This window comes from Burkholderia sp. MSMB617WGS (assembly GCF_001532025.2).
Taxonomy (GTDB): Bacteria; Pseudomonadota; Gammaproteobacteria; order Burkholderiales; family Burkholderiaceae; genus Burkholderia; species Burkholderia savannae.
In genome coordinates, this window is sequence record NZ_CP013457.1 from 3,631,735 (window position 1) to 3,653,239 (window position 21,505).

At 70.0% G+C, this 21,505-nt stretch carries 19 protein-coding genes; 8 read left to right on the forward strand and 11 right to left on the reverse strand.

All coding sequences use genetic code 11. The features are described from left to right. The first annotated feature begins 4 nt into the window (after positions 1-4). The 7 genes from WT60_RS17800 to WT60_RS17835 all read left to right on the forward strand — a co-directional run bounded on the left by WT60_RS17800 (position 5) and on the right by WT60_RS17835 (position 7,428). Positions 5-1,030 (forward strand): ATP-binding cassette domain-containing protein, encoded by a 1,026-nt coding sequence (locus WT60_RS17800; RefSeq protein WP_038751617.1) that lies wholly within the window; start codon positions 5-7, stop codon positions 1,028-1,030. Next, positions 1,023-2,114: an ABC transporter permease gene (locus tag WT60_RS17805; RefSeq protein WP_060356797.1), complete on the forward strand. Its 1,092-nt coding sequence runs from the start codon at positions 1,023-1,025 to the stop codon at positions 2,112-2,114. The genes WT60_RS17800 and WT60_RS17805 overlap by 8 nt, the downstream gene beginning before the upstream one ends. Before the next feature lie 26 nt (positions 2,115-2,140). Then, complete coding sequence (locus WT60_RS17810) at positions 2,141-2,674, forward strand: hypothetical protein (RefSeq protein WP_038751585.1); 534 nt, start codon at positions 2,141-2,143, stop codon at positions 2,672-2,674. A 43-nt stretch (positions 2,675-2,717) separates the two neighbouring features. Beyond that, positions 2,718-4,070, forward strand: coding sequence for a diaminobutyrate--2-oxoglutarate transaminase family protein (locus WT60_RS17815; protein ID WP_059575764.1), 1,353 nt, complete (start codon positions 2,718-2,720; stop codon positions 4,068-4,070). A 74-nt stretch (positions 4,071-4,144) separates the two neighbouring features. Further along, on the forward strand, positions 4,145-5,146 hold the full coding sequence (locus WT60_RS17820) for a fatty acid desaturase family protein (RefSeq protein WP_060356829.1): 1,002 nt from the start codon (positions 4,145-4,147) through the stop codon (positions 5,144-5,146). Between the two features lie 220 nt (positions 5,147-5,366). Beyond that, positions 5,367-6,563, forward strand: a complete 1,197-nt coding sequence (locus WT60_RS17830; RefSeq protein ID WP_038751590.1) for an MFS transporter — start codon at positions 5,367-5,369, stop codon at positions 6,561-6,563. Between the two features lie 43 nt (positions 6,564-6,606). Next, complete coding sequence (locus WT60_RS17835; RefSeq protein WP_060356796.1) at positions 6,607-7,428, forward strand: hypothetical protein; 822 nt, start codon at positions 6,607-6,609, stop codon at positions 7,426-7,428. A 133-nt stretch (positions 7,429-7,561) separates the two neighbouring features. Here the strand turns inward: WT60_RS17835 and WT60_RS17840 are convergent, their stop codons facing one another. The 9 genes from WT60_RS17840 to WT60_RS17880 all read right to left on the reverse strand — a co-directional run bounded on the left by WT60_RS17840 (position 7,562) and on the right by WT60_RS17880 (position 19,250). Continuing rightward, on the reverse strand, positions 7,562-10,759 hold the full coding sequence (locus WT60_RS17840) for an error-prone DNA polymerase (protein WP_060356795.1): 3,198 nt from the start codon (positions 10,757-10,759) through the stop codon (positions 7,562-7,564). Positions 10,760-10,764: 5 nt separating this feature from the next. Then, positions 10,765-12,240: a DNA polymerase Y family protein gene (locus tag WT60_RS17845; RefSeq protein ID WP_059575758.1), complete on the reverse strand. Its 1,476-nt coding sequence runs from the start codon at positions 12,238-12,240 to the stop codon at positions 10,765-10,767. Then, positions 12,173-12,883 (reverse strand): translesion DNA synthesis-associated protein ImuA, encoded by a 711-nt coding sequence (gene imuA, locus WT60_RS17850; RefSeq protein WP_038751601.1) that lies wholly within the window; start codon positions 12,881-12,883, stop codon positions 12,173-12,175. The genes WT60_RS17845 and imuA overlap by 68 nt, the downstream gene beginning before the upstream one ends. Positions 12,884-13,470: 587 nt before the next feature. Then, positions 13,471-14,265 (reverse strand): ABC transporter ATP-binding protein, encoded by a 795-nt coding sequence (locus WT60_RS17855; protein ID WP_059584383.1) that lies wholly within the window; start codon positions 14,263-14,265, stop codon positions 13,471-13,473. Then, entirely contained in the window at positions 14,266-15,162 is an 897-nt protein-coding gene (locus WT60_RS17860) for an ABC transporter permease (protein WP_038751606.1), read from the reverse strand. It lies immediately after the preceding gene. Between the two features lie 254 nt (positions 15,163-15,416). Continuing rightward, positions 15,417-16,388, reverse strand: a complete 972-nt coding sequence (locus WT60_RS17865) for an ABC transporter substrate-binding protein (RefSeq protein ID WP_060356794.1) — start codon at positions 16,386-16,388, stop codon at positions 15,417-15,419. A gap of 259 nt (positions 16,389-16,647) precedes the next feature. Further along, the gene (locus WT60_RS17870) at positions 16,648-17,466 is read right to left on the reverse strand and encodes a MetQ/NlpA family ABC transporter substrate-binding protein (RefSeq protein ID WP_038751611.1); all 819 of its coding nucleotides are present in this window, start codon (positions 17,464-17,466) and stop codon (positions 16,648-16,650) included. Then, on the reverse strand, positions 17,467-17,619 hold the full coding sequence (locus tag WT60_RS17875; protein WP_082759520.1) for a permease: 153 nt from the start codon (positions 17,617-17,619) through the stop codon (positions 17,467-17,469). Continuing rightward, complete coding sequence (locus tag WT60_RS17880; RefSeq protein WP_059644169.1) at positions 17,616-19,250, reverse strand: methyl-accepting chemotaxis protein; 1,635 nt, start codon at positions 19,248-19,250, stop codon at positions 17,616-17,618. Before WT60_RS17880 ends, WT60_RS17875 begins: the two co-directional genes overlap by 4 nt. 187 nt (positions 19,251-19,437) lie before the next feature. Here WT60_RS17880 and WT60_RS17885 point away from each other — a divergent pair, with 187 nt between their 5' ends. Next, positions 19,438-19,728: a YciI family protein gene (locus tag WT60_RS17885; RefSeq protein WP_038750623.1), complete on the forward strand. Its 291-nt coding sequence runs from the start codon at positions 19,438-19,440 to the stop codon at positions 19,726-19,728. Positions 19,729-19,960: 232 nt separating this feature from the next. Here the strand turns inward: WT60_RS17885 and WT60_RS17890 are convergent, their stop codons facing one another. Then, positions 19,961-20,578: an SCO family protein gene (locus tag WT60_RS17890; RefSeq protein ID WP_060356793.1), complete on the reverse strand. Its 618-nt coding sequence runs from the start codon at positions 20,576-20,578 to the stop codon at positions 19,961-19,963. Positions 20,579-20,597: 19 nt separating this feature from the next. Then, positions 20,598-21,500 (reverse strand): heme o synthase, encoded by a 903-nt coding sequence (gene cyoE / locus WT60_RS17895; protein ID WP_038750518.1) that lies wholly within the window; start codon positions 21,498-21,500, stop codon positions 20,598-20,600. Positions 21,501-21,505: the final 5 nt, after the last annotated feature.

The following is a 21,505-nucleotide window of genomic DNA, read 5'->3' on the forward strand; positions in this document are numbered from 1 at the left end:
TGCGATGAACCCTGTTCCGTTTCCGGCCGTCGAGGCCGCTCAAGCCGACGGCGCCGCCAACGCCGCCAACGCCGCCGCCGCCGCCGGCCCGCTCGAACGCGAAGCGGCGCCGAGCCGCGCGGCCAGCGCGCTCGCCGCGCGCCGCATCGACGTGAAGGCGGGCGACTTCGCGTTCCACGCCACCGATATCGCCTTTCGCGCGGGCGCGCTGACGGCGATCGTCGGGCCGAATGGGTCCGGCAAGAGCACGCTGCTCGAGGCGCTGTTCGGCTTTCGCCGCGCGCGGCTCGAGGGCGCGACGATCCTCGGCGTGCCGGCCGCGCGATTCATGCGCGACACGCGCGAGCTGCGGCGCTTCGGCGCGCAATTGCAGCGCGTCGAATACGCGGAGCACGCGCGCGTCGACGAGATCCTCGCCGTGCATCGCGCGCTGTACCGCAAGCAGGACGCCGCGGTCGCGCGGGCGCTCGCGATCGACGAGCTGCGCGCGAAGCCGTACAGCGGGCTGTCGAAGGGCCAGAGGCAACGGCTCGATCTGTTCATCGCGTTCGCGCATCGCCCGGCGCTCGTCGCGCTCGACGAGCCGTTCACGGGCCTCGACCGCACGATGACGCGCAGCGTGCTCGACCTGCTGCGCGGCCCGCTCGCGGGCATCACGGTCGTGATGATCTGCCACGCGGGCGAGGAGCTCGCCATCGCCGACGACGTGCTGTGGGTGCGCGACGGCGCGCTGCGCTATCAGGGCGGCAAGGACGCGCTCAAGCGGCGTCTGGTCGGCGAATTTCGCGCGCTGATCCACGTCGACGACGACGCGCAGGCGGACCGCGTGCGCGCGGTGCTCGCGCGGGACGCGCACGTGCAGCGCATCGTCGCGCCGGCGCCGCGGCAGATCGGCGCGTTCGGCCGCGCGGGGCTCGATCGCACGCTGCGCGCGCTGATGGAGACGGCGGGCATCCGGCACTTCGAATTCGCGCCGACCGACGAGGGCGATCTGCTGCGCGCGTGCACCGAAGGAGCGACGGATGCTTAAGGTCTTTCTGATCCTCACGCGCAATGAATTGCTCGGGCAATTGCGCAGCAAGGCGCGGCTCTTCTGGACGTTCGTCTTTCCGATCCTGCTGATGAGCGTGATGCTCGTCGCGTTCGGCAAGAGCAGCTCGCTCGGCGTCGTCGAGCTCGCGTTCGACGGCGACGCCGCCGCGCCGCAGGCGCGCGCGTGCCGCGCCGCGATCGAGGCCGCGTTCGCGGGCAACGGCACGGTCGGCGCCCGCGTGGTCGCGCCGAACGCGGCGGGCGCGGCGAGCGGCGATCGCGTGCGCGTGATCTGGCCCGCGCGCGCGACCGATCCGGTGCGCGTCGCATACGACTTCAACGGCCCGCTCGCGGCGCGCGCCGCCGCGCGCACGATCGAGATCGCGCTCGTGCGCTGCGCGGCATCCGAGGCGGGCCTGCCCGCCGCGTACCGGGCCCGCTTCGAAAACGACGGCCATGCGCTCGCGCCGCTCGATTACGGCGAATTCTTCGCGACCGGCATCCTGATCATGGCGTTCATGTCGGTCGGCGTCGTGTCGACCGCCACGACGATCGCGACGCTGCGCGAGCGCAACACGTTCAAGATGTACGTGTGCTTTCCGGTGTCGCGCTTCGTGTTCCTCGCGTCGCTGATCGTGTCGCGCGTGCTTTTGATGCTCGCCGCGGCGGTGACGCTGATGCTCGCCGCGCGCTACCTGTTTCAGGTGCCGCTGCCGCTCTGGAGCGCGCGCGCGCTGCGCGCGATCCCGATCGTGCTGCTCGGCGCGGCGATGCTGCTGAGCCTCGGCACGCTGCTCGCGAGCCGCGCGCGGTCGGTCGCCGCGGCCGAGGCGTGGTGCAACCTGATCTATTTCCCGCTGCTGTTTTTCAGCGATCTGACGATCCCGCTGCGCGCCGCGCCGCACTGGCTGCGCGTCGTGCTGCTCGTTTTGCCGACCAACCAGTTCGCCGTCGCGCTGCGCGGCGTGTTCATCCGCGACATCGGCTATGCGCAGGCCGCGTGGCCGCTCGCCGTGGTCGCGGGCTGGACGCTCGCGTTCCTCGCCGGCGCCGCGCTGACGTTCCGCTGGCATCAAGACTGACACACATCGAAGGAGGCCATTGCGTCATGCCCGATCTGATCACCGCTTATCTGCGCAACGCCGTGCTGTTCGTGCCCGCGATCGGCTTCATGCTGGTCATGCGCGCGCTGCCGGGCGACGGCGACGCGCACTGGCGGCTCGCCGCGCTCGCGGGCGCGCTGCTCGCGCTGCCGCACACCGCGTGGCTGCTGCGCCGCCGCCCGCTGCACGGCACCGCGCTCGGCCTGAACGCGTATCTGATCGTCAGCGCGGCGCTGCCGTTCGTGTCGGCCGACGCGAGCCGCGCATGGGGCGAAACGCTCGGGTCGGCCGCGATGCTCGTCTGCGTGCTCGCGACGCACGCGATCGGCCTGGCCGTCGCACCCGAAGCGTTCTCCGGCGCGGCCGATCCGGCACTCGCGCAGGCGCTCTGCAAGAAGATGGTCGCATACGGCGGCGTCGCGCTCGCCGTCGCGTTCCCGCATCGTCACGACCCGCTCTTCGGCGGCGTGCTGCCCGTCGTCGCGCTGATCCTGCTGCACAAGCGGCTGCGGCGCGGCGCGCTCGCGCCGATCGCCTGAAATGCGGGGCCGCCCCGCTCCGCCCTTTTTTCGTGAGGTAGCCATGCAAGACGTCGATCCCGCTTACGCTTTCGTCCGCGCCCGAGAATCGAGCGCGCGCACCTATGCGGAAACCTTCGACACCGTTTTCGCGCACGGCGCGGGCACGGTGCTCACCGACACGGCCGGCCGCCGCTACCTCGATTTCCTGTCGTGCGCGGGCACGCTCGCGACCGGCCACAACCATCCGGCGATCGTCGAGCGCGTGCGCGAGTTCGTCGGCAGCGGCCAGGTGATGCAGATGCTCGACGTGACGACGCCCGTCAAGCACCGCTTCGTCGAGCGCCTGTTCGAGATCCTGCCGCCCGCGTTCGGGCGGCACGCGCGCGTGCAGTTCTGCGGCCCGTCCGGCGCGGATGCGATCGAAGCGGCGATCAAGCTCTTCAAGACGGCGACGGGCCGGCGCTCGGTGATCGCGTTTCACGGCGGCTATCACGGAATGACGGCGGGCGCGCTCGCGCTGACGGGCAACTTGCGCGCGAAGGACAAGGTCGCCTCGCTGATGCCCGACGTGCACGTGATGCCGTATCCGTACGCATATCGCTGCCCGTTCGGACTCGGCGCGCCGCAGACCGCGGCCGCATCGCTGCATTACGTCGAATCGATGCTGAGCGACCCGGAAAGCGGCATCGCGAAGCCCGCCTGCGTGATCGTCGAGGCGGTGCAAGGCGAAGGCGGCGTGATTCCCGCGCCGCCCGAATGGCTCGCCGGCCTGCGCGCGCTGACCGCACGGCTCGACATTGCGCTCGTGATCGACGAGGTGCAGACGGGCATCGGCCGCACGGGCGCGATGTTCGCATTCGAGCGAAGCGGCATCCGGCCCGACGCGATCGTGCTGTCGAAGGCGATCGGCGGCGGCTTCCCGCTCGCGCTCGTCGTCTACGACGCGCGCTACGACGTCTGGCAGGCGGGCGCGCACGCGGGCACGTTCCGCGGCAACCAGATCGCGATGGCGGCGGGCGTCGCGTGCCTCGACGTGATCGACTCGGAAGGGCTGATCGCCGGCGTGGCGGCAAAGGAGGCGCATGTCCGCGCGCGGCTCGAATGGCTCGCCGCGCGCCATCCGGAAATCGGCGACGTGCGTGGGCGCGGGCTCATGTGGGGCATCGAGCTCGTCGATCCCGACGCCGAACCGAACGCGATCGGCGCGCGGCCCGCCGCGCCCGCGCTCGCGCGCGCGCTCAAGCGGTACTGCTTCGCGCACGGGCTCATCGTCGAGACGGGCGGCCGCCACGGCGCCGTCGTGCGCCTGCTGCCGCCCCTCACCGTCAGCATCGCCGAGCTCGATCTCGCCTTCGACACGCTCGACGCCGGCTTCGCCGCGCTCGGCGAGCGCGCGCATGCCGAATTCGCGTGACGCGGATCGCCGGCGTACGTCACGACTTTCAAGGACACACGATCATGTCTTCCGGAACCGCCTCCACCGACACCGTGAACTACCGCAAGAAATACGCGACCGAAGCGCATGCGCTGAGCACGATCCGGCCGTGGCGCTGCGCGTGGGTGATCGCGCGGCAATGGGCCGGCATCGCGATCGCGTTCGCGTTGCCGATCGCGCTCGTCGCGCGCCTGACGGGCGGCACGAGCCTCGCGCATGCGTTCGCCGTGCTGCCTGCGCCGCAGCGGCTCGCCGTCGTCGCGAGCCTCGTCGCCGCCTACGTGTATCTCGCATGCAAGCAGCATGCGCTCGGCATCGTGATGCACGACGCGACGCACTTTCGCCTCTTCGAATCGCGCCGTGCGAACGAGCTCGTCAGCAACTGGCTGTGCGCGTTCCCGATCGGCATGGTGACGTCGTGCTACCGGCGCAGCCATCTGCCGCATCATCTGTTCACGAACAAGCCGAACGATCCGTACTGGGCGCGCCTCGTCGAGGACGAGCACTACGCGTTCCCCAAGTCGCGCGCCGCGTTCGGCCGAATCCTGCTCGGCGACGTGTTCGGCGCGAACCTGCGCGCATGGTGGCCGACGCTGCGCAGCTGGACGGGCTGGAGCAGCGTCCTCAGCAACCGCGAAAAGCTGCTCACGCCGTCCGAGCGCCGGCAATTCGCCGCGTTCTGGATCGGCGCGATCGCGCTCGCCGCGCGCTTCGGCCTGCTGCCGTATTTCCTGCTGCTGTGGGTGCTGCCGATGTTCACGCTGTCGCTCGCGTTCATCCGCATCCGCGTGATCGCCGAGCACGATCTCGAGAAGGCCGGCCACGAGCTCGAACGCACGCGTCACGTCGACGGCAACTGGCTCGAGCTGCTCGCGATCGCGCCGCTCAATATCAACTTTCACGTCGCGCACCATCTGTTTCCGAGCGTGCCGCTCTACAACCTGCCGAAAATGCATGCGCTGCTGATGCAGGAGCCGGCGTTCCGCGAGAAAGCGCAGCTATGGCGCACCTATCTCGGCAGGAAGCACGGCATGGTCCGCTCGCTGCTCACCTGACGCGGACCGCGGCGAGTGAACGGACGCATCGATCGCGCGCGAACGCGGCGCCCGCGCGGCCGCGAACACGAGCGCGAACACGACCGCGGCCGCAACCGCAGCCGCAGCCGCAGCCGGTCCGCGTCATTGCGCCTGCGGTATCAATCGGTCGGAATTCGGTATTGGCCCGGATGCGCGCTCTCGGGGGAGACTGTCATTCTTTCAGAATCCGAAACGAACCGTGGTGACCAACACGCTACGCTTTGCACTCTTCATGTGCGGCTGCGCGGCTTTTCTGAGCCTGTATGCAACGCAAGGCATCCTGCCTCAGATCGCGGCCACGTTCGGCACGCACATCGAGCAAGCCGCGCTCGGCATTACGGTCACGACGGTCGCGATGGCGACGACGGCGCCTTTCGTCGGCATGCTGACGCACCGCTTCGATCGACACCGGATCATCGCGTTCGCCGCGCTGCTGCTCGCGCTGCCCACGCTCTGGACCGCGCATGCGGATTCGTTCGCCGAATTCCTCGCGGGGCGGATCGCAACGGGAATCGTCATTCCGGTGCTGTTCGCCGTCACGGTGTCGTACATCGGCGAAACCTGGCAGGGCGACACGGCAACCGAGATGACGAGCTTCTTCGTCGCGGGCACGACACTCGGCGGCTTCGGCGGGCGCTTCATCGTCAACGGCGTGACGGCGGCGAGCGACTGGCCGCATGCGCTCGACGTGCTCGCCTACACGATGCTCGCCGCCGGCACGGCGATCCATCTGTGCCTGCCGCGCACGCGTGCGCGCACGGCGCCCGCGGCGGCCCCGTCGGCGATGTCGCTGCGCGCGCTCGGCCGCAACCGGCCGGTGCTCGCGTCGTATTTCATCGGCGCGTGCATCCTGTTTTCGCAGGTGACGACGTTCACGTACGTCGGGCTCCATCTCGCGAAGCCGCCGTATCGGTTCGGCACCGCGGCGATCGGCTCGATCTACGCGGTGTTCCTGCTCGCCGTCGTCGTCACGCCGATGGCCGCGCGGCTGTCGCGCAAGCGCCGGCCGGCGGATCTGCTGCTGCTCGCCGCCGGGCTCGGCGTCGCGGGCGCGCTGCTGACGCTTCATTCGGGCGTGCCCGTGATCCTGCTCGGGCTCGCGATAGGTTCGACGGGCGTGTTCGTGGGCCAGACGGCCGCGAGCGCGTTCGTCACACGTTCGACCTCCGAGGGCCGGACATTCGCAGTGGGGCTTTATCTGTCGTGCTATTACCTGGGCGGCAGCGTGGGAACGGTATTGCCGGTTCCTGCATGGCAGCGCTTCGGCTGGGCAGGCTGCGTCGCACTCGTCGTGTGCGCGCACCTGCTCGCCGCGGTCGCCGCGTGCACGTTCTGGAAACCGGGCGGTATCGACGCAACGCGCACTCGACAATCATCCATTACGACATCGCGCTAGGCTGGCCAGAGCCGCAGCGATGCGCATCAGAGAGAAATCGTGCATGAACTCGATCACCATCACGCCAACCAATCTTGTCGACATCGTTTGTCCCGTGCTGGAAGGGATGGCGCCCGGCGCGCTCCAGCGCGCGCTCGTCGACGCGTTCGACGCCGAGGCGGATTCGCTCGCACGCATCGAGCATGCGTTCAACGCGCTCACGTCCGGCAAGCCGTCGAAGGAGGCGCTGCGCGTCTTTTTCGCGAGCTGGTCGAAGACCAACAACTCGGCGGCGAGCGTGTCGGGCCTCGCGAACCGCGTGACGCTCCTCGCGCGCTCCGATCCGGCGTCGCCCGCGTCGGCGAAGCTCTACGACGCATGCGGCAGCCTGCAGCGCATCACCGACGAGGATCTCGGCGCGCTCGGCGGCACGCTGCACGCCGACCTGTTCTACAACATGGCGACGACGATCTGCGGCGACGACGCCTGGCTGCTGAAGGCGAACTGCCTCGCGGCCGCGCAGGCGTTCAAGGACTGGACCGACCGGCAGCGGCTGCGCAACCGCGATCTGATGCAAGGCCTCCTCACGACGCTCGTGCACGAGGTGTACACGCACGGCGAAGTCGAGTTCATCCATCCGCTGTTCAAGACATGGTTCGAGCATCGGATGAACGTCCCTGCCGAGCGCGTGCGCTTCATCCTCGCATGGGTGACGGTTCATACGGGCGGCACCGAGAGCGCGCACTTCGCGCATGCCGTCCAGGCGGTCAAGACGTTCTGCGACGCGATGGACGTGCGGATCGATCCCGCATCGTCGACGGAGCTGTTCCGCGAATATCTGCGCCGCAAGGCGGCCGTCATGCAGGAATGCGCGGCCGCGCTTTGAGCGCGCGAGCGGGCCGCCGCGCCGCTTGACGAAGATCGCGCGCCGCCTTCGGGCCGCGAGCGGTGCCCGGATCGATGGATCGCGATCGCGATCGCGCGGCAAGCGCCCGCCGCGCCGCGTGTGCCGGCGAGCGTCAATGGAACTCGCGGCTCTCGGTCCGCAAGCCGGCGATGAGCGGCGTCAGATCCTCGAGATATTGCGCGACGAGATGCCGGACGTCGCTCTCGCACTGCCACACGCCCGACACCGCGAGCAGCCGCGAATCGAGCGTCTCGCGCCGCTGCCGCTCGAGCAGCTCCGGCCGCACGATCACGTTCACGCAGCCCGTCTCGTCCTCGAGCGTGACGAACAGCACGCCCTTCGCGGTGCCCGGCATCTGCCGCGCGGTCACGAGCCCGCATGCGCGCGCGAGCTGGCCGTTGCGGCGATCGCGCAGCGCCGCGGCGGACGACAGCCGCCGCGCGTCGAGCGCGGGCCGCAGCAGCGCGACCGGATGCCGGTTCAGCGTGAGGCCGATCGTGTGATAGTCGGCGAAAACGTCGTCGGCCTCGGACGGCGCGCCGAGCGCGGGCTTCTCGGCTTCGTCGATCGGCGCGGCGGCGAGCAGATCGCGCTCCGGCGCCGCGGCGACCGCCTGCCACAGCGCATCGCGGCGATTGCCGGCCAGCGTCGCGAACGCGTTCGCGGCGGCGAGCGCCTCGAGATCGCGGCGCTCGAGGCGCGCGCGGCACGCGAGCTCGTCGACGCTCGTGAACGGCCCCGCCGCGCGCGCCGCCTCGATCCGCCGCGCGGCGTCCTCGCCCAGGCCGCGCACGAGCGACAACCCGAGCCGCACCGCCGGCTGCCCGCCGGGCGGCGCCGCGCCGGGCCGCGCTTCGAGCGACGCTTCCCAGCCGCTCGCCGACGCGTCGATCGGCAGCACCGTCACGCCGTGGCGCTTCGCGTCCTGCACGAGCTGCGCGGGCGGATAAAAACCCATCGGCTGGCTGTTCAGGAGCGCCGCGAGAAAGATCGCCGGCTCGTGGCACTTGAGCCAGCTGCTCGCATAGACGAGATGCGCGAAGCTCGCCGCATGGCTCTCCGGAAAGCCGTATTCGCCGAAGCCCTTGATCTGCTCGAAGATCTGCTCGGCGAACTCGGGCGGATAATCGCGCTCGCGCATGCCGTCGACGATCTTGCGCCGATACTGCTCGATGTTGCCCTTGCGCTTCCACGCGGCCATCGCGCGGCGCAGCTCGTCGGCCTCGCCGGGCGTGAAGCCCGCGGCGATGATCGCGATCTGCATCACCTGCTCCTGGAAGATCGGCACGCCGCGCGTGCGCTCGAGCGCCTGCTTCAGATCGTCCTTCGGATACGTGACGGGCTCGAGCCCCTGCCGCCGCTTCAGGTACGGATGCACCGCGCCGCCCTGGATCGGCCCCGGCCGCACGATCGCGACCTCGATCACGAGATCGTAATAGTCGCGCGGCCGCAGGCGCGGCAGCATCGACATCTGCGCGCGCGATTCGATCTGGAACACGCCGACCGTGTCCGCGCGGCAGATCATGTCGTACGTCGCCGCGTCGCCCTGCTCGATGTGCGCCATGCCGAACGGCTTGCCGTCCCGCCCGCCGCGCCACGCGGTGACCATGTCGAACGCGCGATGCAGCGCGGACAGCATGCCGAGCGCGAGCACGTCGACCTTCATCAGCCCGAGCGCCTCCAGATCGTCCTTGTCCCACTGGATCACGCGCCGCCCCTCCATCGCCGCGTTCTCGACCGGCACGAGCCGCGTGAGCTTGCCGCGGCTGATCACGAAGCCGCCCGAATGCTGCGACAAATGGCGCGGAAAGCGCAGCAGCCGCGCGGCGAGCTTGGCCCACTCGCGAATGAGCGGCGTGTCCGGATCGAGCCCCACCGATTCGAAGCGCGCGAGCAGATCGCGGCTGCCGTCGAACCAGCGATGCTCCTTCGCGACCCGCTCGACGAGCATCGGATCGACGCCGAGCGCCTTGCCGGTCTCGCGCAGCGCGCCGCGCGGGCGATAGGTCGACACGGCCGCGGCGAGCGCCGCGCGATCATGGCCGTATTTCTCGTAGAGATACTGGATGACTTCCTCGCGGCGCTGATGCTCGAAGTCGACGTCGATGTCGGGCGGCTCGCCGCGCTCTCGGCTGATGAAGCGCTCGAACAGCAGCGTGCTGCGCTCGGGGTCCACCTCGGTCACATGCAGGCAGTAGCAGACGACCGAGTTCGCCGCCGAGCCGCGCCCCTGGCACAGAATGTTCTTGCTGCGCGCGTATTGGACGATGTCGTGAACCGTCAGGAAATACGGCTCGTATTCGAGCTCGGCGATCAGCGCGAGTTCGTACTCGATTCTTTTCCGCACCGTTTCCGGCACGCCGCCGGGATAGCGCGCGCGCGCGCCCGCCCAGGTTTCCTGCGCCAGATAGCTCGCCGGCGTGTAGCCTGCCGGCACGATTTCGTGCGGATATTCGTAGCGCAGCTCGTCGAGCTCGAAACGACACGCATCGAGAATCCGGCACGTCTCCGCGAGCGCGTCGGCCGGAAACAGCTTCCCGATCCGATGGCGCGTGCGCAAATGCTGCTCCCCGTTCGGCGCGAGCGCGTAGCCGCATTCGGCGATCGGCATGCCGAGCCGAATCGCCGTCATCGCGTCTTGCAGCGGCTTGCACGAGCGCCTGTGCATCGTCACGTCGCCGAGCGCGACGACGCACATTCCGCGCCGCTCGCCCGCCGCCCGGACTGCCTCGCCATGCGCGCCGTCGAGCGCGCGCTGCAGCTGCACGAGCCCGAGCCGCGCGCGCGCGCCGAACAGCGCGTCGAACCACGCGAGCTGCGCGTCGAGCATGTCGGCGCGCGCCGGATACGTCGGCACGAGGATCGCGAAGCAATCGGGCACGCCGCGCAGATGCGCGAGCGCCGGCGGCGGCGCGGCCAGCATCCGCGGCGTGAGCCGGTAGGTGCCCTTCGGCGCGTCCATCCGCCGCCACGAAATCAGCTCGGACAGGTTGCCGTAGCCTTCGCGGTTCCGCGCGAGCAGCACGAGGCCGAACGCGCCGGGGCCCGGATCGTGGCCCGGCGCGGCGTCGTCCGGCGTCACGTCGAAGTACGCGCCGACGACGAGCGGCAGCCCCTTCGCCTTCGCCGCGACGTGCATGCGCGGCACGCCGGCGAGCGAGCATTCGTCGGTGATCGCGATGCCGCGATAGCCGTGCGCCGCCGCGCGCTCGACGAGTTCGTCCGCCGACGACGTGCCGTGCAGGAACGAGAAGTTCGACCGGCAGAACAGCTCCGCGTAGTCGGGCAGGATCTTGGATGCCGCATCCATGCCGCTCACCCGAAGAGGCCGTGCAGGAACCAGCACTGCCTCGCCGCGCCGCTGCCGCGCTCCTGGTAGACCCAGTAGCACGCGCCATCGTCGTCCTGCGCGATGCGATAGTCGCGCTCGACGAGCGGGCCGTCGAGCCAGCCGGCCTCGATCCGCTCGATCGACGACACGAACCTGAGCGGCGTGCGATAGAACGGCCGGTTCTCGCGCATCGCGAGCGGCAGCGGCTGGTCGAGCAGCCATGCGGGACGCGGAGCCGCGACGCCCGGCACGGCCGGCCTGCCCGCCGGCGCGCCGAGCGGCAGCCAGCGGTTCGCCGCCTCGGGGCGATGATCGGCGACGGGCGCCGCGCGCAGCACGTTGTCCGCGCCGAGCCGCGCGCTCAGGAGCTCGACGAGCCGCGCGCGCGCCTCGCGGGTGCCGCCCGGCTCCGGAAACAGATCGTCGGCGGGCGGCGCGACCGATTCGACGCGCGTCGCCGCCAGGCGCACCGCGATCACCGCGGCGGGCAGCGCGACGCGCGCGAGCCGCTCGCCGAGGAGTCGCATGAAGTGCGTCTCGTCGCGCGCGGGCTCGGCGAACGCGAGTTCGAGCGACGTCGGCGGCACCGCCTGGCGGCCGCGCTCGTGCTCGAGCGCGAACGTCATCGCCGACAGCGACAACTGCCGCGCGGCGAGCCAGCCGCACAGCTGCACGACGAGCCGGCGCGCGACGAACAGCACGGCTTGCGCATATTCGACGCGCTCCGGCAATTCGAGCCGAGCGTCGAACACGGGCGGCACCGCCATCCAGGCGAGCGGCTCCGCGACGTCGCCGTACGCACGATCGAGCGCGGCGACGAGCGCGGGACCGCAGCGGCGCGTGAGCCCCGCGCGCGGCAAGCGGCGCAGGTCGGCGAGCGTGCGGCAGCCGAGGCCGTCGAACCAGCCGGCATACGGACGCGCGGCGGGCAGCAGCTCGCACGGCAGCGCGTCGAGCGCGCGCGCGAGCGATGCCGCCCGCACGATCCGCCGCCGCGTGCGCGGCCGGCCCGGCGCGCGCGCGAGCAGCCATGCGCCGCGTCCCGTCGGCGCGGCGGCAAGACGCGCCGCGTAGCCGAGCGTGGCGAGCGTCGCGCGCACTTGCCGGCACAGCGACGGCAGGCCGCCGAACAGCCGCAGGCTTGCGCCGACGTCGACGACGAGCGTCGCTTCGTCGTCGAGCGCGACGCATGGCGAGAAGCGCAACAGCGCGAGCGCGACCGCGCGCAGCGCGTCGGCCTCGCGCGCCGGATCGCGCTCCACGAGCCGCGTGCCGGGTGCGAGCGTCAGCACGCCGCCGCGCTTCATGCCGGCGCGCACGCCGCGCGAACGCGCGGCCGCATCGGCGATCAGCACGACGCCCTGCTCGAGCACCGCGCAGCCGTCGCCGCCGTCAGGCGACGACGGCGCGCACACGTCGAGCGGCAGGCGCGGCAGATGAATGCCGAGCAAGACGCGCATAGCGGCCCTCCACGATGGGCGACGGCAATTCGAGCGAAAGCGGCTCGCCGTGCGCCGGCCCACGACGCTTGACGATCTCGACCGACACGCCGCCCGGCGACGGATGCAGCGCGACGCGCAGCATCGCGGGCGACGGCTGCCGCGCGGCGGCCAAGGGCCGAAACATCACGAACAGCGTATCGCCCGCACGGGCGGCGGCGAGATGCAGGCGGCGCAGCGCATCGGCGCGCGTGTTCTGCTGCCACAGCAGGAGCGCGCCGCAGCAGCCGGTCTTGAGCGCCTGCTCGGCCGCCCACAGCGCGTTCGCGCCGCTGTCCGCGCGCAACCACAGCAGCGCGTCGAGCGGCACGCCGAGACTGGCGAGCGCGCACGCGTGCGGCGGCTGCGGCGGCGCGACGAACGCAAGCGGCCGCCGCGCGCTGCCGGTCGCCGCGAGCGCGGGCGCAAGCACGCGCATCTCGCCGCAACCCGCGTGGGGCACGAGCAGTTCGACGAGCCCGCCGAGCGGCCAGCCGCCCCCCGGCAGCTCGGCCGACAACGCCGCATGGCCGGTATCGACCGTACGCGGGCCGCCGCGCGCGAGTTGGGAGCCTCGCCAAAGCGACGGATGCAGCGATTCGAGGGAAAGGGAGGAAGCGGACATCGCATTGCCGATTACTGTATGTTTGTACAGTATATGGCAACGCATCCGCGACGCACAGCAACCGATGCGAAACCGGCCATTCGGCAGAGGAGTGAACGGAAAATCGATTCGGAACCCGCCGCGTACCGCGCGCAATGCGCTCTCGGCCGCGCCGGCCCGACCGCCGCAGGTTCGTCGCCGGCAGCCGCCCGAGACCGCTCGCGCCGGCCGGCCGCGGCGTCCGCCCGAGCAAAGCGGCGACAGTGACCGCAGTGGCCGCGGCGCGCACGAAGCCGCCACCGCCGCGCGTGCCGGAACGAAGCCGCCGCGCGTGAAGCCCGAACGAACGGCTCGCCCTCGTCGCAAGCCGCGGGCCGCGCGCCACGAACCACAACCCACGAACCACGAGCCGCAAACCGCAAGCCACACCCATTCGTCGACCGCCCGGAACGCAGTGCGCGACGGCCGCCACGCCGCGCAACCATCGATCGCGCAACCGTCGCGCAACCCGCACAACCCGCACGACAACCACGACACAGCCGCTCCGCTGCCCGCCGCCGGAACCGCGGCCGAAGCGTCGGCCCCGCCCCACCGCCGCCGGCAGCCCGTCAGCCGAGCAGCAACGCGTCGTCGTCGAGCTTCTCGTGCCGCGTCTTCTCGAACAGTTGCAGCAGGTCCGGCACGTCGAGCCCGCGGCGCTCATCGCCGGACACGTCGAGCACCACCTGCCCCTGATGCAGCATCACCGTGCGCTCGCCGTAATCGAGCGCCTGCCGCATGCTGTGCGTGACCATCATCGTCGTCAGCTTGCTCTCGGCGACGATCCGCGCGGTCAGCTCGAGCACGAACGCGGCCGTCTTCGGATCGAGCGCGGCCGTGTGCTCGTCGAGCAGCAGAATCCGCGACGGCCGCAGCGACGCCATCAAGAGGCTCACCGCCTGCCGCTGCCCGCCCGACAGCAGGCCGATGCGATCGGTGAGCCGGTTCTCGAGCCCGAGATTCAGTAGCCGCAGCTTGTCGCGAAACAGCTCGCGCGACGCGCGGTTCAGCGCCGATCGAAAACCGCGCCGCGCGCCGCGCGCCATCGCGAGCGACATGTTCTCCTCGATCGTCAGCGCCTCGCAGGTGCCCGCCATCGGGTCCTGGAACACGCGCGCGACGAGCGGCGCGCGAGCCCACGCGGGCTTGCGCGTGACGTCGACGCCGTCGATCGCGATGCGCCCCGAATCGACCGGCTGATCGCCGCTCACCGCGTTCAGGAACGTCGATTTCCCGGCGCCGTTCGAGCCGATCACGGCGACGAACTGGCCGTTCGGGATCTCGAGCGACAGCCCGCGCAGCGCGCGCGTCTCGATCGGCGTGCCGGGATTGAACGTGAGCTTCAGGTCTTGTGCGGACAGCATTTACGCGCCTCCCGTCTTGCGTGCGAACAGCTTCCTGCGCGTCGCGGGCAGCACGAGCGCGGCCGTCACGAGCACGGCCGTCACGAGGTTCAGATCCTGCGCCTTCAGGCCGATGAACTCGCTGTTCAGCGCGAGCGCGATGAAGAAGCGATAGAGGATCGCGCCGAGCACGACGGCGAGCGTCGTGAGGAAGAGCCGCCGCGCGGGCAGCAGCGTCTCGCCGATGATCACGGCGGCGAGACCGATCACGATCGTGCCGATCCCCATCGAGATGTCCGAGCCGCCCTGCGTCTGCGCGAAAAGCGCGCCCGCGAGCGCGACGAGCGCGTTCGACAGCGCCATGCCGGCGAGCGTCGCGCGGCCGGTGGCGACGCCCTGCGCGCGCGCCATCCGCGGATTCGCGCCCGTCGCGCGCATCGCGAGGCCGAGTTGCGACGAGAAGAACCAGTCGAGCCCGAGCTTCGCGATCACGACGACGACGGCGAGCAGCGCCGGGCGCAGCACGTAATCGGGCATCCAGTCGGGCTGCAGCACCGTGAAGAGCGTGGGCTCGGTGATGAGCGGCACGTTCGGCCGGCCCATGATCCGCAGGTTCACCGAATAGAGCGCGATCATCATCAGGATGCTCGCGAGCAGATCCATGATCTTCAGCCGCACGTTGAGCCAGCCGGTGACGAAGCCCGCGCACGCGCCCGCGGCGATCGCGGCGAGCGTCGACGCGAAAGGATCGTGGCCCGCGGCGATCAGCGTCGCGGCGACGGCGCCGCCGAGCGGAAAGCTGCCGTCGACGGTCAGATCGGGAAAGTTGAGGATGCGAAACGAGATCAGCACCCCGAGGGCGACGAGGCTGAAGATGAGGCCGATCTCCAGTGCGCCGAGAAGAGAGAAAAGGGACATGGTTGGGGAAATCCTGTTGCAGCGTGCTGCGCGTGGCGGAACGGGGCGCGGCGAACGGCGTCGCGCGGCAAGCGCGGCGGCCGCGCCCGGACCGGCTCGGACTGGCCCGGACTGGCCCGGACTGGCCCGGACCGCCCGCCGCGCGCGTTGCGCGCTTCGTCGCGGCCCGCCGACGCGCGTCGCAGCCCGTCGGGACCGCCCGCGCGCGCCGACCGAGCCGCGTCGTCCGTCTTCCGACGGCTCGCGCGCCCGCGTTACTTGATGACCGTCTGCGCCTCTTTGACGAGATCGGGCGCGAGCGTCACGCCCTGCTTCGCGGCCGCATCGGTGTTCACGAACAGCTCGAGGTTGCTGCTCGTCTCCGATGCGATCGCGCCCGGCTTCTCGCCCTTCAGGATGCGCGCGACGACCTTGCCCGTCTGCCGGCCGAGGTCGCCGTAGTTGATGCCGAGCGCCGCGATGCCGCCGCGCTTCACGCTGTCGGTGTCGCCCGCGACGAGCGGAATCTTCGCCTCGTTCGCGACCTTCACGAGCGATTCGTACGCGGACACGACGTTGTTGTCGGTGTTCGTGTAGATCACGTCGACCTTGCCGATCAGGCTCTTCGCGGCCGGGCCGATGTCGACGGTGCGCGGCGCGGCCGCTTCCTTGAGCGTCATCCCCTGCTTCGCGAGGATCTCCTTGAGCGCCGTCACGACGACGACCGAGTTCGCCTCGCCCGGGTTGTAGACCATGCCGACCGTCTTCGCCTTCGGCACGACGCGCTTGATGAGCGCGACCTGCCGGTCGAGCGGCAGCTTGTCGGACACGCCCGTCACGTTGGTGCCCGTCGGCCCCCAGCCCTTGACGAGCTGCGCGGCGACGGGATCGGTCACGCCCGAATAGACGACGGGCACGCTCTTCGTCGACGCGACGACGGCCTGCGCGGCGGGCGTCGCGATCGCGACGATCACGTCGGGCTTGTCGCCGATGAACTTGCGCACGATCTGCGCGGCGGTGCCCGTGTTGCCCTGCGCGCTCTGGTATTCCCACTTGAGCTTGTCGTCGCCGTAGCCCTCGGCCTTCAGCTCGGCGCGCACGCCGTCGCGGATCGCGTCGAGCGCCGGATGATCGACGATCGACAGCACCTTGACGGTCTGCGCGTGCGCGGCGCCCGCGCCGAGCATCGCGAACGCCGCGACGCCCGCCGCGATCGAATGAGCGGCAACGATCTTGAATCGTTTCATGAGTCTGTCTCCCCCGGTTCTGAATGGTAGGCGGGCCGCGCTCCCCGGAACGTGCGCGGCCCGCGCCGCCGCGCCGAAAAACGGGCGCGGCGACAAGCGTCCGAGGATACCATTTCCGCAGACTATTCAATATTTCGGGACAGTACCGACGAGCCCGAGCCGGCGGCCCGCGCACCGCTTCGCCCAAAGAGCCTTCGCCAAAGCAAAAGGCCCGCGCGATGCGCGGGCCTTCCGGCGATTCGAGGCTATCGGGCGGCGCTCAGAACGACGCGACCATCGAGCCCTTGAACTGCTTCGCGATGAACTCCTTCACTTCCGGCGACTGATACGCCTTCACGAGCTTCTTCACCCACGGCTGATCCTTGTCCTTCGCGCGCACGGCGATCAGGTTCGCGTACGGGCTCGTCAGCGATTCGAGCGCGATCGCGTCCTTGGTCGGCTGCAGGTTCCCCGCGAGCGCGTAGTTCGTGTTGATCACCGCCGCATCGACGTCGGACAGCACGCGCGGCAGTTGCGCGGCGTCGAGCTCGGTCAGCTTCAGCTTCTTCGGGTTCTCGGCGACGTCGAGCACGGTCGCGTTGTTGCCGCCCGTGCCCGCGCCCGCCTTCAGCTTGATCACGCCTTGCGTCTGCAACAGCAGCAGCGCGCGGTTCTCGTTCGACGGATCGTTCGGCAGCGCGACCTTCGCGCCCGCCGGCAGATCCTTCAGCGATTTGAACTTCTTCGAATAGACGCCGATCGGCGAGATGTACGTGAGGCCCGCGCTCACGATCTTGTAGCCGCGCTGCTTCACCTGACTGTCGAGGTACGGCTGGTGCTGGAAGCTGTTCGCGTCGAGATCGCCCGCGTCGAGCGCCGCGTTCGGCTGCACGTAGTCGTTGAACTCGATCACCTTCACGTCGAGGCCCTGCTTCTCCTTCGCGACCTTCTGGACGACCTGCCAGACCTGCGCGTCGGGGCCCGCGACCGTGCCGACCTTGACCACCTTGCTCTGCGCCTGCGCGCCGACGGAAACGGAAAGGGCGGCCGCGCCGGCCGCGACGGCGGAAACAACTTTCAGGAGAGTGCGACGCTTCATCTATGTCTCGCTTGCTTGCAGAACCATCCAGGCTCGATAGAGGGGGCGCGACGGCCTGACCGGCCGGGGCGCGCTGACGAAAGCGCAGATGGTGTCACAAGATCGCAAGGCTGTGAAATACATCCCGCTCATATAGGTATGGGATTGCGTCATGCGAGCGCCGGCTCGACGCGGCCGGCCGATGCGGCCGCGCTCGGGCCGCCGCCCGCCGCCGCGCCCGCACCGGCAGCCGCGCCGTCGCCGACCTGGAACGCGCTCACCGATTCGCGCAGCCGCGCCGCCTGCTCCTGCAGCGACGACGCGGCGGCCGCCGCCTCCTCGACGAGCGCCGCGTTCTGCTGCGTCATTTCGTCCATCTGCGTGACCGCTCGGCCGACTTGCGAGATCCCGCTCGACTGCTCCTCGGACGCGGCCGCGATCTCGCCCATGATGTCGGTCACGCGCCGCACCGCCTGCAGGATCTCGGTCATCGTCTCGCCCGCCTGGCCGACGAGCGCCGAGCCGTTGTGCACGCGCTCGACCGACGCGTCGATCAGCTGCTTGATCTCCTTGGCGGCCGTCGCGCTCCGCTGCGCGAGCGAGCGCACCTCGCCCGCGACCACCGCGAAGCCGCGCCCCTGCTCGCCCGCGCGCGCCGCCTCGACGGCCGCGTTCAGCGCGAGGATGTTGGTCTGGAACGCAATGCCGTCGATCACCCCGATGATGTCGGCGATCTTCTGCGAGCTGTCGTTGATCTCGCCCATCGTGCCGATCACGCGGCTCACGACGTCGTTGCCCTTCAGCGCGATCTCGGACGCGCTGTTCGCGAGCCCGCTCGCCTGCCGCGCGTTCTCGGCGTTCTGCTTGACGGTGGCGGTCAGCTCTTCCATGCTCGCCGCGGTTTCTTCGAGCGATGCGGCCTGCTGCTCGGTGCGCTGCGACAGATCGTGGTTGCCCGCGGCGATCTCGTGGCTCGCCGCCGCGATCGACTCCGCCGCCTGGCGAATTCCGCCGATCGTCGCTTGCAGACGGCCCTGCATGTCGCGCATCGCGGCCATCATGCTCGACTTGTCGCCCGCGCGCACCGCGACGGGCCGGCTCAGATCGCCCGACGCGATCCGCGCGGCGAGCGCGGCCGCCTCGTCCGGCTCGCCGCCCAGGCTCGCGCGCACGTTGCGGATGATGACGAGCATCGCCGCGGTGATCACGAGGCCGATCACGAACACCACCGCGAGGTGGCCGACGAGCGTCTCGTAGTAGACGGTGTCGATGTCCTTCACGAACACGCCGCTCGAGATGTTCCAGTCCCACGGCGCGAAGCGCGTCACGTAGCTGATCTTCGGCACCGCCGTCTCGCTGTGCGGCAGCCGGCCGCGATACTCGGCGAAGCCGCGCCCGCTCTCCTTCGCCGCGTTCAGGATCGTGACGAAGAGCGGCTTGCCGTCCGGGTCCAGATAATCGCCGACCTGCGTGCCGACGAGCTTCGGCAGCGTCGGATGCATCAGCACGACGGGCTTCGAATCCATCACGAACAGATAGCCGGAATCGCCGTAGCGCATCGCCGACAAGCGCTCGAGCGCTTCGCGCCGCGCGTCGTCGTCGCTCATCTTGCCGCTCTGCGCGAGCGCGTGATACGCCTTCACGACGCCCGCCGCCGAATCGACGAGGTTCGCCATCCCTTCCTTGCGCTCGGCGAGCATCGTCGCGCGCGTCTCGAAGGCGCTCCACGCGCCTACCCCCAGCAATCCGATCCATACGAGCGCAAGCGCCAGCCACAGTTTGCGGTTCAAGCTCATTCTGTTCATCGTGTGTGCCTTCCCGTGTCGTGTTCGTTGCGCACCGTCCGCGCCGCGGCCCCGGCCGCGAACGATCGCTGCCGCTATTTACGGCACGCCGGCTTACAACTTGAATGGAAGCGCGACGGCGAAGGCTGTGCTACAAGGTCGGCTCGGCCGCGGCACCGCGTCGCGGCCGCTTTTCGACGAGGTCTGCATGTACGTGATCGACATCCGCTACACCGCGCCGCTCGAGCGCATCGACGACGCGCTCGAACGCCACCGCGCCTATCTGCAGCGCCAATTCGACGCCGGCGTGTTCGTCGCGTGCGGGCCGAAGGTGCCGCGCGACGGCGGCGTGATCCTCGCGGTGCGGATCGACCGCGACAAGCTCGACGCGATCCTCGAAACCGATCCGTTCGTCACGGAGGGGCTCGTCACGTACGCCGTCACCGAATTCAGGACGACGCGCGTCGCGCCGGGCGTCAATCTGCCGGCGCTGCCGTAAGCGCTCGCGGAATCGGCCAGCGCGGGGAAGATGCGCGACGCGGGCCGAATCGCCGGAAAGCGGAACCGGCTGCCCGGCGCGAACACCCCCGTGCGCGCGACGCTCACCGCAGCGCTCGCAGCCGCCGCGGCAAGCACGCGGCCCTCGCGATGAAAAACACCCCGAAGGCCGGACGGAACGTCCGGCGCTTCGGGGTGCGTGTCGTATCGGCGGACAGCCGCTCGTTCCGGCGTCAGTCGAGCAGCAGCTTCAGATCGTGGACCCACGGCCCGGGCCCCTGGCCGTCGCGCACGAACAGCCGCAGCTTGCCGTTCGGATCGAACACGTAGCTCGCGGCGGTGTGGTCCATCGTATAGCTGTCGGGCGTCTTGCCCGGCACCTTCGCGTAGTACACGCGGAAGTCCTTCGTCACCTTCTTCAGTTGCGCTTCGTCGGCGGGCCGCAGGCCGATGAACGTCGGGTTGAACGCCGGCACGTACTGGCCGAGAAGCGCCGCGGTGTCGCGCTCCGGATCGACGGTGACGAACAGCACCTGCACGCGCTTGCCGTCGGGGCCGAGCTGCTGCAGCGCCTGCGACAGCTCCGCCATCGTCGTCGGGCACACGTCCGGGCAATGCGTGTAGCCGAAGAACACGACGACCGCCTTGCCCTTGAATTCGCCGAGCGCGCGAACCTTGCCCGTCGTGTCCGGCAGCGCGAAGTCGCTGCCGAATTGCGTGTTGCCGGTGATGTCGAGATTCTGGAATGCGGGCTGCTTGTCGCAGCCCGCGATCAGCAGCGCGCCCGCGAGCGCGCAGGCGAACAACCAGCCGCGCTGCGCGCGGCGGCGTGCGAACAGGGATTTGAGCATTGCAATCGAACCGTTGGAGTTACATCCCGATCACGGGACGTGCGTAATGGTCGACGAGGAGCGCCGCGAACAGCAACGACAGATAGACGATCGAATAGCGGAACGCGCGGCGCGCGAGCGCATCCGAATAGTCGCGATAGATCTTCCACGCATACGCGAGGAAGATCGCGCCGAGCAGCACGGCGCTCGTCAGATAGACGGCCCCGCTCATCCCGGAGATGAACGGCATCATCGTGACGGCGAACAGGATCACCGTGTACAGCAGGATGTGCAGCCGCGTGAACTTCTCGCCGTGCGTGACGGGCAGCATCGGCAGGCCCGCGTTCTCGTAGTCCTTGCGGCGGTACAGCGCGAGCACCCAGAAGTGCGGCGGCGTCCACACGAAGATGATGAGGACGAGAATCCACGCGTCGCCCGGCACCGCGCCCGTGACGGCCGCCCAGCCGAGCGCGGGCGGCATCGCGCCCGACGCGCCGCCGATCACGATGTTCTGCGGCGTCATCGGCTTGAGCAGCAGCGTGTAGATCACCGCGTAGCCGACGAACGTCGCGATCGTGAGCCACATCGTCAGCGGATTCGTGAACGTGTAGAGCGTCCATGCGCCGAGGCCGCCCAGCACGGTGGAGAACGCGAGGATCTGCGCGGTCGTGATCTCGCCGCGCGCGGACGGCCGCCACGCGGTGCGCCGCATCATCGCGTCGATCTTCTGCTCGACGAGGCAATTGATCGCGAACGCCGCGCCCGCGAGCAGCCAGATGCCGACCGTGCCGCCGAGCAGCACTTTCCACGGCACCATCCCCGGCGTCGCGAGGAACATCCCGATCACCGCGCAGAACACGGCGAGCTGCGTGACGCGAGGCTTCGTCAGCGCCAGATACTGGGAGAGGCGGCTACCGGGCGTTTGGGAAAGTGTGGTGTCCATGTAAG